This is a genomic window from Spirillospora sp. NPDC048911 (genome assembly GCF_043198015.1).
Lineage (GTDB): Bacteria > Actinomycetota > Actinomycetes > Streptosporangiales > Streptosporangiaceae > Spirillospora.
The window spans coordinates 1,541,183-1,556,522 of sequence record NZ_JBICUD010000001.1 but is presented as its reverse complement, the minus strand read 5'-3'; the positions used below and the strand labels follow the sequence as shown (position 1 = coordinate 1,556,522).

At 68.0% G+C, this 15,340-nt stretch carries 12 protein-coding genes; all 12 read right to left on the bottom strand.

All coding sequences use genetic code 11. The annotated features are described in order from the left end of the window. Positions 1–2,163, bottom strand: a 2,163-nt coding sequence (locus ACGFNU_RS07210; RefSeq protein ID WP_392590953.1) for a DNA-directed RNA polymerase subunit beta, incomplete at its 3' end; no start/stop codon positions are given. Between the two features lie 416 nt (positions 2,164–2,579). Next, positions 2,580–3,947 (bottom strand): hypothetical protein, encoded by a 1,368-nt coding sequence (locus ACGFNU_RS07205; protein WP_392590952.1) that lies wholly within the window; start codon positions 3,945–3,947, stop codon positions 2,580–2,582. Beyond that, positions 3,947–4,435 (bottom strand): hypothetical protein, encoded by a 489-nt coding sequence (locus ACGFNU_RS07200; RefSeq protein WP_392590950.1) that lies wholly within the window; start codon positions 4,433–4,435, stop codon positions 3,947–3,949. The genes ACGFNU_RS07205 and ACGFNU_RS07200 overlap by 1 nt, the downstream gene beginning before the upstream one ends. A 13-nt stretch (positions 4,436–4,448) precedes the next feature. Further along, a complete protein-coding gene (locus ACGFNU_RS07195; protein ID WP_392590949.1) occupies positions 4,449–5,885 on the bottom strand; it encodes an MCE family protein in 1,437 nt (478 codons plus the stop codon). Continuing rightward, positions 5,882–7,210: an MCE family protein gene (locus ACGFNU_RS07190; protein ID WP_392590948.1), complete on the bottom strand. Its 1,329-nt coding sequence runs from the start codon at positions 7,208–7,210 to the stop codon at positions 5,882–5,884. The genes ACGFNU_RS07195 and ACGFNU_RS07190 overlap by 4 nt, the downstream gene beginning before the upstream one ends. After that, complete coding sequence (locus ACGFNU_RS07185) at positions 7,207–8,496, bottom strand: MCE family protein (RefSeq protein ID WP_392590946.1); 1,290 nt, start codon at positions 8,494–8,496, stop codon at positions 7,207–7,209. The genes ACGFNU_RS07190 and ACGFNU_RS07185 overlap by 4 nt, the downstream gene beginning before the upstream one ends. A gap of 18 nt (positions 8,497–8,514) precedes the next feature. Then, the gene (locus ACGFNU_RS07180; protein WP_392590945.1) at positions 8,515–9,603 is read right to left on the bottom strand and encodes an MCE family protein; all 1,089 of its coding nucleotides are present in this window, start codon (positions 9,601–9,603) and stop codon (positions 8,515–8,517) included. Beyond that, positions 9,604–10,635, bottom strand: coding sequence for an MCE family protein (locus ACGFNU_RS07175; protein WP_392590943.1), 1,032 nt, complete (start codon positions 10,633–10,635; stop codon positions 9,604–9,606). Next, positions 10,632–11,969 carry an MCE family protein gene (locus ACGFNU_RS07170; RefSeq protein ID WP_392590941.1) on the bottom strand — a complete coding sequence of 446 codons (1,338 nt, stop codon included), beginning with the start codon at positions 11,967–11,969 and terminating at the stop codon, positions 10,632–10,634. Before ACGFNU_RS07170 ends, ACGFNU_RS07175 begins: the two co-directional genes overlap by 4 nt. 7 nt (positions 11,970–11,976) lie before the next feature. Further along, positions 11,977–12,825, bottom strand: a complete 849-nt coding sequence (locus ACGFNU_RS07165; RefSeq protein ID WP_392590940.1) for an MlaE family ABC transporter permease — start codon at positions 12,823–12,825, stop codon at positions 11,977–11,979. Next, positions 12,825–13,523, bottom strand: a complete 699-nt coding sequence (locus ACGFNU_RS07160) for an MlaE family ABC transporter permease (RefSeq protein WP_392591038.1) — start codon at positions 13,521–13,523, stop codon at positions 12,825–12,827. The genes ACGFNU_RS07165 and ACGFNU_RS07160 overlap by 1 nt, the downstream gene beginning before the upstream one ends. A 152-nt stretch (positions 13,524–13,675) precedes the next feature. Then, positions 13,676–14,722 carry an ABC transporter ATP-binding protein gene (locus tag ACGFNU_RS07155; RefSeq protein ID WP_392590938.1) on the bottom strand — a complete coding sequence of 349 codons (1,047 nt, stop codon included), beginning with the start codon at positions 14,720–14,722 and terminating at the stop codon, positions 13,676–13,678. Positions 14,723–15,340 lie beyond the last annotated feature (618 nt).

Here is a 15,340-nt window from a genome sequence, read left to right as displayed (position 1 = left end):
CAGCCGCTGGCTGAGGATGATCGCGTCTTCGTAGTTGTGACCCTCCCACGGCATGAACGCCACCAGAAGGTTCTTGCCCAGCGCCATCTCGCCCTGGTCGGTGCAGGGGCCGTCGGCGACGACCTGCCCGAACTCGACCCGCTGGCCCTCTTCGACGATGGGCTTCTGGTTGAAGCAGGTGCCCTGGTTGGAGCGCTTGAACTTGGCGACCCGGTAGGTGGTCCGGGTGCCGTCGTCGTTCATGACGGTCACGTAGTCGGCGGACACCTCTTCGACCACGCCGGCCTTCTCGGCGGTGATGACGTCACCGGCGTCGACGGCGGCGCGGTACTCCATGCCGGTACCCACCAGCGGCGCCTCGCTGCGCAGCAACGGCACCGACTGGCGCTGCATGTTGGAACCCATCAACGCCCGGTTGGCGTCGTCATGCTCCAGGAACGGAATCATCGCCGTCGCGACCGAGGTCATCTGCCGCGCCGAGACGTCCATGTACTGGACCTCGTTCGGCGGGATCAGCTCGACCTCGCCGCCCTTCTTGCGGACCAGGACCTTCTGCTCGACGAACGTGCCGTCGTCGTTGAGCAGCGAGTTGGCCTGCGCGACGACGAAGCGGTCTTCCTCGTCCGCCGTCAGGTAGTCGATCTGGTCGGTGACGACGCCGCCCTCGACCTTGCGGTAGGGGGTCTCGACGAAACCGAACGGGTTGACCCGGCCGAACGCCGCCAGCGACCCGATCAGGCCGATGTTGGGGCCCTCAGGCGTCTCGATCGGGCACATGCGGCCGTAGTGCGAGGGGTGAACGTCACGCACCTCCATGCCCGCCCGCTCACGCGACAGACCACCGGGGCCCAGCGCGGAGAGGCGACGCTTGTGCGTCAGGCCCGCGAGAGGATTGGTCTGGTCCATGAACTGGGACAGCTGGCTGGTGCCGAAGAACTCCTTGATGGAGGCCACGACCGGGCGGATGTTGATCAACGTCTGCGGCGTGATCGCCTCGACGTCCTGGGTGGTCATCCGCTCCCGGACGACCCGCTCCATCCGCGCCAGACCCAAACGGACCTGGTTCTGGATGAGCTCGCCGACGGTGCGCAGGCGCCGGTTGCCGAAGTGGTCGATGTCGTCGACCTCGACCGGCACGGGGACGGCGCCGACGGTGGCCTCTTCCTCACCGGCGTGCAGCCGGACGAGGTATTCGATGGTGCCGACGATGTCGTCCTCGGTCAGGGTGCCCTGGTTCATGTCCAGGTCCAGACCGAGCTTCTTGTTGATCTTGTAACGGCCGACCTTGGCGACGTCATACCGCTTGGGATTGAAGTACAGATTCTCCAGCAGCGTCTGGGCCGACTCCTTGGTCGGCGGCTCACCCGGACGCAGCTTGCGGTAGATGTCCAGCAGCGCGTCGTCCTGGCCGGAGGTGTGGTCCTTCTCCAGCGTGACGTTGATCGACTCATATCCGCCGAAGTGCTCGCGGATGCGGGCCTCGTCCCAGCCGAGGGCCTTGAGCAGCACGGTGACGGGCTGCTTGCGCTTGCGGTCGATGCGGACGCCGACGTTGTCGCGCTTGTCGATCTCGAACTCCAGCCAGGCACCACGGCTGGGGATGACCCGGCAGCCGTAGATGTCCTTGTCCGAAGCCTTGTCGAGGGCGCGGTCGAAGTAGACGCCGGGTGAACGGACCAGCTGCGAGACGACGACGCGCTCGGTGCCGTTGATGATGAACGTGCCCTTGGGGGTCATGAGCGGGAAGTCGCCCATGAACACCGTCTGGCTCTTGATCTCACCGGTGGTGTTGTTGATGAACTCCGCCGTCACGAACATCGGCGCGGAGTAGGTCATGTCCTTGTCCTTGCACTCCTCCACGGAGTACTTGGGCGGCTCGAACCGATGATCCCGGAACGACAACGACATGGTCCCCGAGAAGTCCTCAATCGGACTGATCTCTTCGAAAATCTCTTCCAGCCCCGACTGCGTCGGGACACTCTTACTTCCGGCCTTCTGGGCCGCCTCGACCCGGGCCTTCCACCTCTCATTACCCAGCAGCCAGTCAAAAGAGTTGGTCTGCAGAGCAAGGAGGTCCGGGACTTCGAGCGGCTCCTTGATGCGCGCGAAGGAGACGCGGTTCGGACCGGTTGCGGTATTCGAGGCGTTGCGCGAGGCTGCCAAGAGGTGGTCCTTCCGAGGGCTCGCGGCGTAACTGACGACACGCACGCCAGACGATCCAGGTGCGAGACTGGCTCAGAAGACCCCAAAACGGGCCCAGGCAGGGTTGCTCTCACACGAGGATAGTCAAAGGGCAGCGCAAAGGGGCAGTGTAGCCGACCACCACACCGCTCGCAACTCTAGCGCCGCAGTATGCATCACAGTTGCCTTGGAGCATCGCCCCTGAAGGCCCAAGAGTCAAGAGCGGACATGGACTTTTCGGGCTCTGACCTGCAGTGAGGAACGCCATAGTTTAAGGTTCCCGCCCTTACTCGCGAGTAGCCCCTGTACAGGGGCCTCTCCAGGGGCCTGAGACGGGCCGAGCGACCACCCCCGCAGGGTGGCCGCTCGACGGGGTCCGGGCGAGTCGCCGGTGCCGGCTAGGAGATCACCGTCAGTTCGGAGGCGAGCCACTTGTCCCCCACCTTGAGCATGGTCATCTTCATGCGCAGGGACTCGGGGAGCGTCTTCTCCTTGTCGGTGTTCTTCGCCGTGGACCGGTTGGCGTAGACGAGCACCACGACCTTCTTCGGCGAGGCGCTGATCGCGCCCACCTTGAGGATCGTCGTGGTGGCCACGGCCTGCTGGCCGGCGGCGGTCGTCCGCAGCGACTGGGCGAGCTTGTCGTAGTCCGAACGAAGCTTCCCGGTGGTCTGGGCTGAGGCGCTCTTGAAGTCGTCGTCGAGCGTCCGGTAGTCGAACGAGGACAGGTCCTGCGCCGCCCTGGAGGCCGCGAACGTCGCCTGCCGGGTGGCCTGCTCGGTCTCGCTCCGCTCCCGGACGTTCAGCCCCAGCATCACCACGCCCACCGACAACGCCACCGCGAGCACGGCGAACACGATGGCCAGCACCGGCACCCTGGAACCGCGCTTGGCAGAATCGTCCGACTCATCCGCCGATGCCTTGGACGCGCCGCCCTTTTTCAGAGTGACCGGCTCTGCGCCGCTTTCACCGTCTGAATCGGCCTCAGCGTCGCTCTCAGCGTCCGCCGTGGCGTCGTCAGCCTCAGCACCCACTTCTGTTGCGGACGCCTCAGAAGCCGCCTCAGCGTCCTCTGCGTCCCCATCGGTCTCGCCCTTGCCGGACTTGGCCTTACGGCCGAACCTGGACTTGCGGCCGGTCTTGGCCACGACGGCATCCGCCGCCGCCTCATCACCCTCCGCCGCATCGCCGTCCACGTCGGCATCGCCGACCTTGACGGCGGCCTTGGCCACGCCGCCGGTCTCAGCCTTGGCCGCGTCGCCCGGCTCGGTGGTGTCCTCAGCCTCCGTCGTGCCGGAGGTCTCGTCCCCTTCGGCCTTGGACGCCGTGCTGCCCTTGCTCGCGACGGCCTTCGCAGCGCCAGAGACGACGGATTCGTCGCCTGTCTTGGGCGTGTCTTCGGCCGCGTCGGCGGTCTCGTCCGCCTCGGGCTTGGTGGCGTCTGGCTTGGACGCCACACTGCCTTTACCTGGGTCGGGCATGGGCTCCGTTGTGGAGTCCGGCGTGGTGGGGCTCGTGCCGTTGGGCTCGCCGGTGACTTCGGCCCTTGCGGAGGCGGCTTCGGCCTCGGCGGTCTCCGCCTCGGCTTCGGCCATCGCGGCCTCCGCTTCGGCCTCGGCCGCTTCGGCGGCCGCGGCAGCGGCGGCGGCCTCCTGAGCGAGTTCGGCGGCCTTCCGGGCCCGTTCGGCGGCCTCTTCGGCCAGCCGGGCGCGGCGTTCCGCCTCGCGGGCCCGCTCGGCGGGGGTCGCGGCGGCGTTCTTGGCCATTACGGGACCATCTCCAACTTCGACACCAGCCAGCGGTCACCGGACTTGGTCAGATCCATCAGGTACCGGTAGGGCCTGGTCACGCCACCGGGGACCTTGGGGTTGGTGACCATGCCGTTCAGGGAGACCATGACCTCGGCGGAGTCGCCGTCGATCGAGACCACGGCCGCGTCCACCTGGCTGACGGTGGACTTGGTCTGGGCCTTGGTCACGGAGTCGATGAAGACCTTGGACTGGGTGGCGAGCTGGTTCTTCAGATCGCCGGTCGTGCCGGCGAGCATCCGGTCCAAGTCCTTCTGGGCGCTGGCGTGGTCGACGGTCATGAGGTTGACGCCCATCTGGCGGGCGGCCTGGACGGCCTTGGCCCGCTGGTCGGCGTCGCCCTTCTTCTGCCAGACGACCACGCCTGCCCAGGTGACGGCCACGGCGAGCCCGATCACGAGCACGCCGAGGACCAGCGTCGTGAGCCTGGAGGTCTTCTCGTTCACTGGACCGTCACCCTCACTGCGCCAACGGCCCGAGCAGGAGCCACTTCCACGAGGCTTCTTCTCCCAACTGACGGGATCCCGCGGTCGTGGGCATCGCGTAGCGCTTGCCGTCCGGCCCATAGACCGCGCCGGTCGCTGGATCGTACCCGGCGAGTTCGACTGACCTGGACGGGAACGGAATGAAGACCTGGTTCGGGTTCGAACCTGTGGCCTGCGCGTTCGCCCCGACCGACGCGTGCCGCTGGTCGGCCTTGGCCTTGGCTCCGGACGCGCCGCCCTCGGGGAAACCGGCGCCGTCGGTCGCGCCCGGCGGGAGCGCCGGCGGCTTGGTGAGGGAGGACTTGGGGACGTTCCGGGAGCCGCGGACGTCGGTGGGCGAGCTGTTCGGCGCCTTGCACCCCACGTCCAGGCGCGGCTTCTTGGACTTGGTGTCCTGCGGCCAGCGGCGCTGCACCTTCTCGTAGCCCTTGGTGCACGGCGGCGGCGAGTCGATGTTGAGCGCCAGCCCCAGGTGCTGGGTGCCGTCGCCGGGCATCACGGTGAAGTTACCGGCGACCGCCACGGGATAGAGGATGAACAGCGAGCGCAGCCCGGCCTGGCGGGAGGTGATGATCTGGCCCGTCGTGGTCAGGTTGGCCAGCAGCACCGGCAGCGTCGGCGACAGGTCGTCGATCGTCTTGTCGACCTGGTCGACCGCGCCCGGGGTGGCGTCGAGCGTGGCCCGCAGCGCGGGGTCGTCCTGGCGGAGCTGCGTGGTCAGCTCGTTCAGGTTGCGCGCGAACCCCTTGATGTCGGCGCCCTGCGAGCGCTGGGTGTCGAGGACGGTCCGGCTGTTGTCCAGCAGCTGCTTGGTGTCGGGATAGGCCGCGTCGGCGGTCTTCAGCAGCCGGTCGGTGTCGTCGAGGATCTTCTGCAGGTCCGTGCCGGAGCCGGCGAACGCCTTGTCCAGCTCGTCGACGATGGTGCGGAGGTCCTTCGGGTTGACCGAGCCCACGAGCTTGTCGACGTTGCGCAGCAGCTCCGCGGTCGACACGGGCAGCCGGGTGAGCTGCCGCGGGATCGTGTACGGGTCGCCCTGATCGAGGTAGGGCCCGGTGTTCTTGCTCGGCTGGAGGTCGATGTACTGCTCGCCGACGGCCGACCGGTTGGCCACGACGGCCGCGGTGCCCTCGCGCGGGATGCGCTTGCCGCGCTCCAGTTGCAGCTTGACCTTGATGCCGTCCTGGGTGAGCTGGATGGGGCCGACCCGGCCGACGGCCACGCCGCGGTAGGTGACCTCGGCGTTGGTGAAGACGCCGCCGGAGTCGCTCAGATCGACGTAGGCGGTGTACTGGCGGCCCAGCAGGCCCGCGCCGATCTTGAGGTAGTTCACCGCGACGATGCTGACGCCGAGGATCGTGACGATCGCGAAGACGACCAGCTGGATCTTGACGCCTCGTTTGAGGATCATGAGAGGCCCCCCGTCATCAACGCCTCCAGATCGGACCGGCCCATCGAACGGGGCTTTCCGTTGGTGTTGCCGCCCGTCTGCCCGCCGGTCTTGCCACCGTTCTGGCCGCCGTTCTGGCCGTTCTGGCCGCCGTTCAGGCCGGGAAGCCCGGGGAGACCGCCGCCGGAGGTGTCACCCGGCATGTTCGGCAGGACGCCCAGCGGCGACTGCGGGAGCGTCAGGTTCGGGACCTTGAGGAGGCTGCGCATGCCCTTGCCGCTGTTGAGCAGTCCTTCGAGGTCGGTGCCGCCGAGAAGGTTGCGGGCGAGGCTCTCCATGTCCAGGTCGACCGTGAGCCGGATGTTGCCGTAGTCGCCCTTGATCACGTCGTTGAACGACGGCGCGAACGGGAAGGCCACCAGGGCCTCCAGCGTCTTGGGCAGCGTGTCGCCGGACTTGTTGAGGTTCCGCAGGACCTTGTCGACGTCCCGCAGGTTGGCCAGCAGGTCCTCCTGGGACGCCCTGATCACGCCGGTCGTCCGGCGGCTCAGCTTGTCGAGGGACACCAGCATCTTGGTGAGGTCGGCACGGTTGCGGTTGAGGATGCCGACCGCGGGCCCGGCCTTGTCGATCGTGTCGTTGATCGTCGCGCGCTCGGCCGACAGCTTGCCGGTCAGCCGGTCGATGCTGTCGATCGCCCGGACGATCGAGCTCCGGTTGCGGTCGAGGGTTCCCACGAACGTGTCGACCCGGTGCAGCGCCGACTTGATCGTCGCCTCGCGCCCGCCCATGGCGGCGTTGAGCTCGCGCGTGATCGTCGAGACCTGTTCCAGGCCGCCGCCGTTGAGCAGCAGCGACATCGCCGAGAGCACCTCTTCGATCTCGGCGCTGCGGGTCGTCCGGTCCAGCGGGATCAGGTCGTTGTTGCCCAGCTGGCCCTGCGGCGCCTCGTTCGCGGGCGACGACAGCGCCACGAACTTCTCGCCCAGGAGGCTGGTCTGGCCGATGGTCGCCACCGCGTTGTCCGGCAGCCGGGTGTCGCGGCGGACCTTGACGGTGACCACCGCGCGCCAGCCGCCGCCGCCCGCCTGGCCGACCGCGCCGGTGGTCCGGCCCGCGAGCTCGATCTTCTCGACCTTGCCCACCGAGACGTCGTTGACCTTGACCACCGACTGCGGCACGAGGTCGAGCACGTTCGCGAACTCGACCTTGACCGTCAGCGGGTTGTCGCCCACGTCGGGCCCGCCCGGCAGCGGGATCGAGTCGACGCCGCGGAACGAACAGCCCGAGAGCGCCGTCATTCCCGCGAGGGCCGCGGCGCCGAGCCTGATATACGGCCGCCTCATTGGCCACCTCCCGGGAACAGACCGTTGATGCCCTGAGGCTGGTGCGTGTTCTGGCCGCCGGTCCTGGTCTGCCGGCTCGTGGCCTTGGTGCCCCTGCTGCCCTTGGTGTTCGGGCCCTCGCCCGGCGGGTACGCGTCCGGCGGGATCGGCACGGGGTCGTAGTGCGTGGTCAGCGCGGTGATCCAGGACAGGTCCAGGCTCAGCCCCGTCAGCGCCTTGCCGATGCCGTTGTAGGGGCGGACGAAGTCCAGGCACTGCTTGGCCGGGGTGCCCACCGAGTACGCCAGCGAGCAGATCCAGTCGGCCAGGTCGTGGAACTGGCGCAGGTCCGCGCGCTGGTGGACGGTGCCGCTGATCGGGTCGTACGCGCGCGCCGTGTTGTTGATCGCCAGCGGCGCGGTCGTCAGGAACTCGGCGAGGGAGTCCTTCTGCTTCACCAGCGTGCCGGTGATCTGGGCGAGCTGGCGCACGTTCTTCGACAGCTCGCCGCGGTTGTCCTTGATGAAGCGTTCGACGTTGCGCAGTGTCGGGCCGAGGGTGTTCAGCGCGGCGCTGAGCTCCTCCTTCTCCCCCGCCAGCTGCCCGGACACCCCGTTGAGGTGGCCCGTGAACCGCCGGATCTGCGCGTCGTTGGCCTTCATCGCCCCGGTGATCACCCGCAGGTTCTCGATCGTCTTGGCGACGTCCTCGCGGTCGGCGCTGAGCGTGCTGAGCGCCTTGGAGGTGTCGCTGATCGTCTGGCGGATGTCGGTGCCCTGGCCTTCGAGCGTGGTGGCGCCGACCTGCAGCAGCCGGGACAGGGAACCCGGCTGCCCGGCCGGGCCGGGCTTGTTGGCGCCGTCGGGCCCGAGGGCCTTGCTGAGGTCGTTCAGGCTGGAGCCGATCTCGTCGACCTCGACCGGGACGTGGGTGCGGTTGACGGTCAGCGTCGACTTGTCCGGCATGACGGCGCCGGCCTTGTAGGCGGGGGCCAGCTGGACGTAGCGGTCGGCGACCAGGGTCTGGTTGATGACCCAGGCCTGGGCGGTGGCGGGCACCTTGTACTTGGCGTCGTACTTGAGCTCGACCTTGACCGAGTCGCCGACCGGGGTCACGCTCTCGACCCGGCCGACCTTGATGCCGAGGATGCGCACGTCGGCGCCCTTGTAGAGGCCGACCGTCTTGGTGAAGTACGCCGTCATGTACCGCTGCTCAGGCTCCCGCAGGGCGAGCACGAGCGCGGCCGCCAGCACCGCGACGGCGAGGATCGCGCCGCCGAGCCGGAGGATGGTTCCTGAATTACGCACGGATACCTGCCTGCTCGCTCACGGGAGGAAGGGCAGCGGATTGCCCTTGTCGTTGCCGTTCTGACCGCCGTTCTGGCCGCCCCGCGTCCCGTTCTGGCCGCCGCTCTTCTTCGGGGCACCGGTCCCGCCGCTCTGCTTCGGCGGGTCCTCGATGTGGGCGGGGATCGGGAGCAGGTTCTGGATCCAGGCGTCGAACCAGCGGCCGTTGCCGGTGACCTCGGAGAACTGCCGCGTGAACGGCGCGAACAGCTCGATCGTGCGGTCCAGGTTCTGCTGGTTCTTCAGCAGGATCTGGGTCACGCCGGAGAGGTTCCGCAACATCGGCTTCAGCTGGGCCTGATTCTCCTTGATCAGCGCGTTGATCTGCTGGGACAGGGACACCGTGTTGATCAGCAGCTGGTGGATGACGGCGCGGCGGGCCTGCACGGCCTGGAGGATCTTGTCGCCGTCCTCGATCAGCTTGGCGAAGTCCTGGTTGCGGTCGGCCAGGAGCTGCGACACGTTCCGGGCCCGGCCGGCCAGCTGGTGCAGCTCCTCGTCGCGGGAGGCGATGGTGCTCGACAGCCTGCGCAGCCCCTTGAGGGAGGCGCGGATCTCGTCCGGTGAGTTTTCGAACGTGTCGGACAGGACGTCGAAGGACTTCGCCACCTGCTGGTAGTCGATCTTCTGGAGCCGGGTGGTCAGCTCGCTGACCGCCGGGACCACCTCGAAGGGCGTCGCGGTGTCGGCCAGCGGGATCTGCTTGGACAGGTTGCCGCTGCCGCGCGGGGTCAGCGCCAGGTAGTGCGCGCCCAGCACCGTCTTGATCTTGATCTCGGCCTTGGGCCGGTCGCCCAGCCTGACACCGTTGTCCACCTGGAAGGTGACCTTGACGTGGCCGTCCTCGATCTCGGTCGCGGTGACCTTGCCGACCTTGACGCCGGCGATCCGGACCTCCTCGTCCGGCTTGAGCCCGGCGGCCTCGGCGAACGCGGCGGTGTGCGTCTTGGTGCCCGAGATGAACGGGATGCTGCCGAGGTTCATCGCCAGCACGAGCAGGACGATGATGACGGCGAAGCCGGCAAGCCCGATGGGGACCGGGTTGCGTTCCCGGAAGGGGATCCTCATCTACTTGCACCTCGCGTTGTCGTTCACGATCGCCGGTGTCTGGTAGACCGGTCCGCCCGGCAGCCGCACCTTGGCGTCGAGGCCGCAGATGTACATGTTGAACCAGCCGCCGTACGAGGAGATGTTGACCAGCCCCTCCAGGCGCTTGGGCGTCCGCTTCAGCAGCCGGTCGAGGTCCTCGTCGTTGCGGTTCAGCGTCGCGGCCAGCGTCCGCAGGCCCGCGATGTCGTTCTTGAGGCCGGGCCGCGCCTCGCTGAGCAGGTTCGCGGTGGTGCCGGTCAGGTCGTTCAGCGCGCCGACCGAGTCGAAGATCGCCTTGCGGTCGTCGGCCACCCCGGACACGAACCCGCGCAGGTCGCCGATCAGCCGGTTGACCTCGTCGTGCCGCTGGTCGATGGTGCCGAGCACGTTGTTGAGGTTGTCGATCACCTGGCCGATGACCCGGTCCCGGTTGGCCAGCGTGTTGGTGAGCGACGCCACGTGCGACAGCAGGCTGTTGACCGTGCCGCCCTCGCCCTGCAGGGTCTGGACGATCTGGTACGCCAGCTTGTTGACGTCCTGGGGCTCCAGGGCCTTGAACAGCGGCTTGAACCCGTTGAACAGGACGGTCAGGTCCAGCGCCGGCGTGGTCTGCGTGATCGGGATCGTGCCGCCGGGACGCAGGTAGTCGTTGGCCGCGCCCGCCCCCTCGCTCAGCGCCACGTACCGCTGGCCCATCAGGTTGCGGTAGCGCGCCTGCACCTGGGTGGACGTGGGGATGCCCGCCTCGAACACGCCGGACTTCTGGACGCTGAAGGTGACCTCGGCCTTGGTGCCCTGGTACAGCTTGATCTTCTCGACCTGGCCGACCCGGACGCCCGCCACGCGGACGTCGTCCTTCTCCAGCAGCCCGGCCACGTCGGTGAAGATCGCCTTGTAGCTGCGCGTGTCGTCGAACCGCACGTTGGAGATCGTCATCGCCAGCACGCCGGTGACCAGCGAGGTCAGGACGACGAAGATGCCGAGCTTGATCGCGGCGCTCGTGGTCTTCACTTGACCGTCACCACCGATCCCTGCAGGAGCGGGCCGAACAGCAGCTCCGCCACGTCGGGCACCTCATCGGCCTGGGTCCGCGTCATCGGCCCGACGATGTTCTTGATCTGGTCCCTGCCGCTCATGGAGCCCGGGTCGAGGAAGACGCCCGAGGCCGCCCGGCCGCGGGTGCCGGCGCGCGTGGGCTCGTTGGGCGGATCGGGGTTCTTCCACCACAGGTCGTCCTCGGTGCCGTCCAGCGCGAGGTAGTCGGGGAAGGGGATCTTGGGATTGGGCATGTTGTAGCAGCGCGGCCCGCGATGGTCCCTGGGGTCGGGCAGGTCCAGCGGGTACTTGTACGCCGGCCGCGGCTTGACGATCTCGACCGTGAGGTTGAACGTCGTGGAATCACCGCCGCCGCCGGTCCGCTCGGTCTCGGGCGCCAGCTTGCTCATGCCCGCGACCGTGCAGGGGAAGGCCGGCGAGTAGCGGGCGAACAGCGCGAGCCCGGCCCGGTTGGCGACATTGACGCCGATGATCTTGGGGCCGTTGACCTGCATGAACCGGTCGCCCTTCTGGGCGGTGCCGGTGACCATCGGGATGATTTCCTCGATCGTGGCCCGCTTGTCGGCGATCGTCTTGTTGGTGACGTTGAGGTTGCGCAGCGTCTGCAGCAGGTCCGGCGCCGCGTCGCTGTAGATGTCGGCGGTGTCGGCCAGCGCGTCCAGGTCGTACACCAGCGTCGGCAGCTCGGGGTTGAGCTTCTTCAGCAGCGCGTCGACCTGCTCGATGTTGCGTCCGAGCTGGTCGCCGCGGCCTTGGAGCGCGGTGGACAGCGCGTTGAGCGTGGCGTTCAGCTTCTCCGGCCGCACCGCCTGCAGCAGCGGCAGCAGGTTGTTGAGCACCCTGTCGATCTCGACCGCGGTCTGCGTCCGGTCCTGCTGGATCGTCTGGCCCTTGCGCAGCCCGAGCGAGCCGGCCTGGGCCGGGATCATCAGGTCGACGTACTTCTCGCCGAACAGCGTCTTGGGGATCAGGCGGGCCTGGACGTTGTTCGGGATCAGCTTGGCCTTGTCGGGATCCAGCGCCAGATCGATCACGGCGCCGTCCGCGGTCGCGTGCGTCCCCCGGACCTCGCCCACGATCAGGCCGCGGACCTTCACGTCCGACCGCGGCAGCAGTTGGAGGCCGGCGCGCTCGGCGTCGACCTTCACCTTCACCACCGGCGTGAGCGCCTTGTTGAACAGCAGGACGGTCAGCACCAGCAGCAGCGCGACCACGATCACCATGGACAGGCCCAGCAACTGGTAGCGCAGGCGCTGGGACATGCCGTTCGGGCTCCCGGGATGAGTCATCGAGCCGTCACCCCGCAATCCGTACGGTCGTGGTGGCTCCCCAGATCGCCATGCCGAGCAGCAGGTCGGCCACGTTGATGACGACGATGCTGGTGCGCACCGCGCGGCCCACCGCGACGCCGACCCCCGCGGGGCCGCCGCTGGCGTTGTAGCCGTAGTAGCAGTGGATCAGCATGACGAGCATCGCGAAGACGATGACCTTGCCGAACGACCACAAGATGTCATAGGGCGGTAGGAAGAGATTGAAATAGTGGTCGTAGGTGCCGGTCGACTGCTCGTAGAAGAGCGTGACCACCACGCGGGTGGCGCCGTACGAGGCCAGCAGGCCGACGATGTAGAGCGGGACCACCGCGAGCATCCCGGCGATCAGGCGGGTCGTCACCAGGAACGGCATCGACGGGACCGCCATGACCTCCAGCGCGTCGATCTCGTCGGAGATCCGCATCGCGCCGAGCTGGGCGGTGAAGCCACAGCCCACCGTCGCCGACAGCGCCAGCGCCGACACCAGCGGCGCGATCTCGCGCGTGTTGAAGTACGACGCGACGAAGCCGGTGAACGCGGCCGTGCCGATCTGGTTCAGGGAGTTGTAGCCCTGGAGGCCGACCTGGCTGCCGGTGAAGAACGTCATGAAGCCGACGATCACCACCGAGCCGCCGATGACCGCCAGGCCGCCCGTGCCGAGGCTCACCTCGGCGAGCAGCCGCAGCACCTCGGTGCGGTAGCGCCGTAGCACCCGGAAGAACCAGGCGAACGCCCGGGCGTAGAACGACAGCTGGTGACCGAAGTCCTCCAGGCGGTCGAGGGGGGCGCTCAGCGCCTTGGTGGCGGCCTTCCCCGTCTTGTTGGGGGCAGCCATCACATGCCCTTCTGGGGGACGAACTGGAAGTACAAGGCGGAGATCACGAAGTTCTCGAGGAAGAGCAGCATGAACGTGATGACGACGGTCTGGTTGACCGCGTCGCCCACGCCCTTCGGGCCGCCCTTCGCGTTCAGGCCCTTGTACGCCGCGACGAGTCCCGCGGTGATGCCGAACACGAACGCCTTGAACTCGGCCTGCAACAGGTCGGGCAGCTGCGCGATCGCGTTGAACGACGCCAGGTACGCGCCGGGGGTGCCGTCCTGCAGCATGACGTTGAAGACGTAGCCGCCGATCAGGCCGACCACCGACACCAGGCCGTTCAGGAACAGCGCGACGAACGCGCACGCGAGCATGCGCGGGACGACGAGGCGGTGCAGGGGATTGATCCCCAGCACCTCCATCGCGTCGATCTCCTCACGGATCTTGCGCGAGCCGATGTCGGCGCACATGGCCGAGCCCGCGGCGCCCGCGACCAGCAGCGAGGTGACCAGCGGGCTGGCCTCGCGGACGATCGCGACCACCGCGGTCGCACCGGTGAACGACTGGGCGCCGAGCTGCCGGATGAGGCCGCCCACCTGCAGCGACAGGATGCCGCCGAACGGGATGGCGACCAGCATCGTCGGCACCACGGTCACGCTGACGATGAACCAGGCCTGCTGGACGAACTCGCGCCACTGGAACGGCCACACGAACATCGCGCGGAAGGTGTCCAGGCACAACGCGAAGAAGCGCCCGGGTTCCCTGATCGCGATGTTCGCCGCGCCGTCCCCGACCTTCTGGAGCGCGCCGGAAGAGCCCTTGGCCTTCTTGCTCCCGCCCTGGTTCGCGCCGATACCAGGAGTTGACATCAGTACCTTGCTCCCGGGGGCTGCTGGCCCGCGACGTGCTGGCCGGGGGCGGCAGGGCTGCTCATGGCCGCGACGTAGCGCGGCCACTCCTCGACCCAGTTGCGGCCCATGTCATCGATGAACGAGCCGGGCGGCGGCGTGACGCCGTGCGCGGCGCACCAGGCGCCGGGCGCGTGCTGCGCCGGGCGGACGCGGCCGCTGCTGGGCATCTGCTGCGGCGGGATCGGCGGCAGCTTGCCCACGTCCAGGCCCATCTTGGCCTCGGCCTCCAGCTCGGAGACGTCCTTCTCCTCGGACATGCCGATGGGGCCGACGCGGCGGGCGTTGAGGAACTGCCGGACGACCGGCTCCTCGCTCGACAGCAGCATCTCGCGCGGGCCGAACATCACCAGCTCGCGGCGGAACAGCAGGCCGATGTTGTCCGGCACGGTGCGGGCCGTGTTGATGTCGTGGGTGACGATGAGGAACGTCGCGTTGAGCTCGGCGTTCAGGTCGACGATCGTCTGGTTGAGGTAGGCGGTGCGGACCGGGTCCAGACCGGAGTCGGGCTCGTCGACCAGCAGGATCTCGGGGTCGAGCACGAGCGCGCGGGCCAGGCCGGCGCGCTTCTTCATACCGCCGGAGATCTCGCCGGGGAGCTTGCCCTCGGCGCCGATGAGGCCGACCAGCTCCATCTTCTCCATGACGATGCGCTTGACTTCGGACTCTGACTTCTTCGTGTGCTCGCGCAGCGGGAACGCGATGTTGTCGTAGAGGTTCATCGAGCCGAACAGGGCGCCGTCCTGGAAAAGGACGCCGAACAGCTTGCGGGTCTCGTACAGCTGGCTCTCGGGGAGGTACGGCAGGTCCCGGTCGCCGACCCAGATGTGACCGCGATTGGGCTTGAGCAACCCGACCAGGGACTTGAGGAAAACGGACTTGCCCGTGCCTGAGGGCCCGAGGAGAACAGAGATCTCTCCTGCGGGCAGAGTCAGCGATACGTCCTGCCAGATGGTCTGGCTGCCGAAGGACTTCGTCAGTCCTTCGACGCGAATCTCGACGCCCACTCGTCACCTTTCGTCCAGGCCGGGGAATCCGGAACCCAATGATCGAGTAGCGAACCCAGGGTGTGACGCCGCGCTGCCCGCGGGGGACGGGGGTGGGTGGCGGCGAGCTGGAGTTCACGGTGAAGTTGTCGTCACATCTTGTGTCCGCCCCGTTGCTACCGCCCGGTAGCTGTGGCGAGTGCCACTACCGTAGCGGCCCGTTGTGGAAATGGAAGAGGTTCAGGCCCAGATCAGCGGCAAAATGCGACGTCGTAAGACAATCGTTACTTACGTCGCCCGTGAGACTACTGGTCCAACAAGGGGCCCTCAAGCCGGGGGTGTCTTTGTTACGGCCGGGTCTGGCCGGGCTGTAGTGGCGTGCTCGGTAGAGGGTGACGCTACGGGGCGCACGCCAAGACCCACAACTAGCTGCCCAAAGTACGTTCGAGCGTGTTTTTGTCACGTTCGGACAAGTTCTGAGCTCCTGAACGACCCCAGGATCGCACTCGGCCAACACAAAGAGGCGGGCCCCCCCGCGGGGGGGGCCCCCCGGGGGGGGGCGGGGGGGCGGCCCCGCGCCCGGGGGGGGGGGACCCGTTATTGGGGGGGGCCCCCGCGCCCGGCCGCGCCACGGGCGCC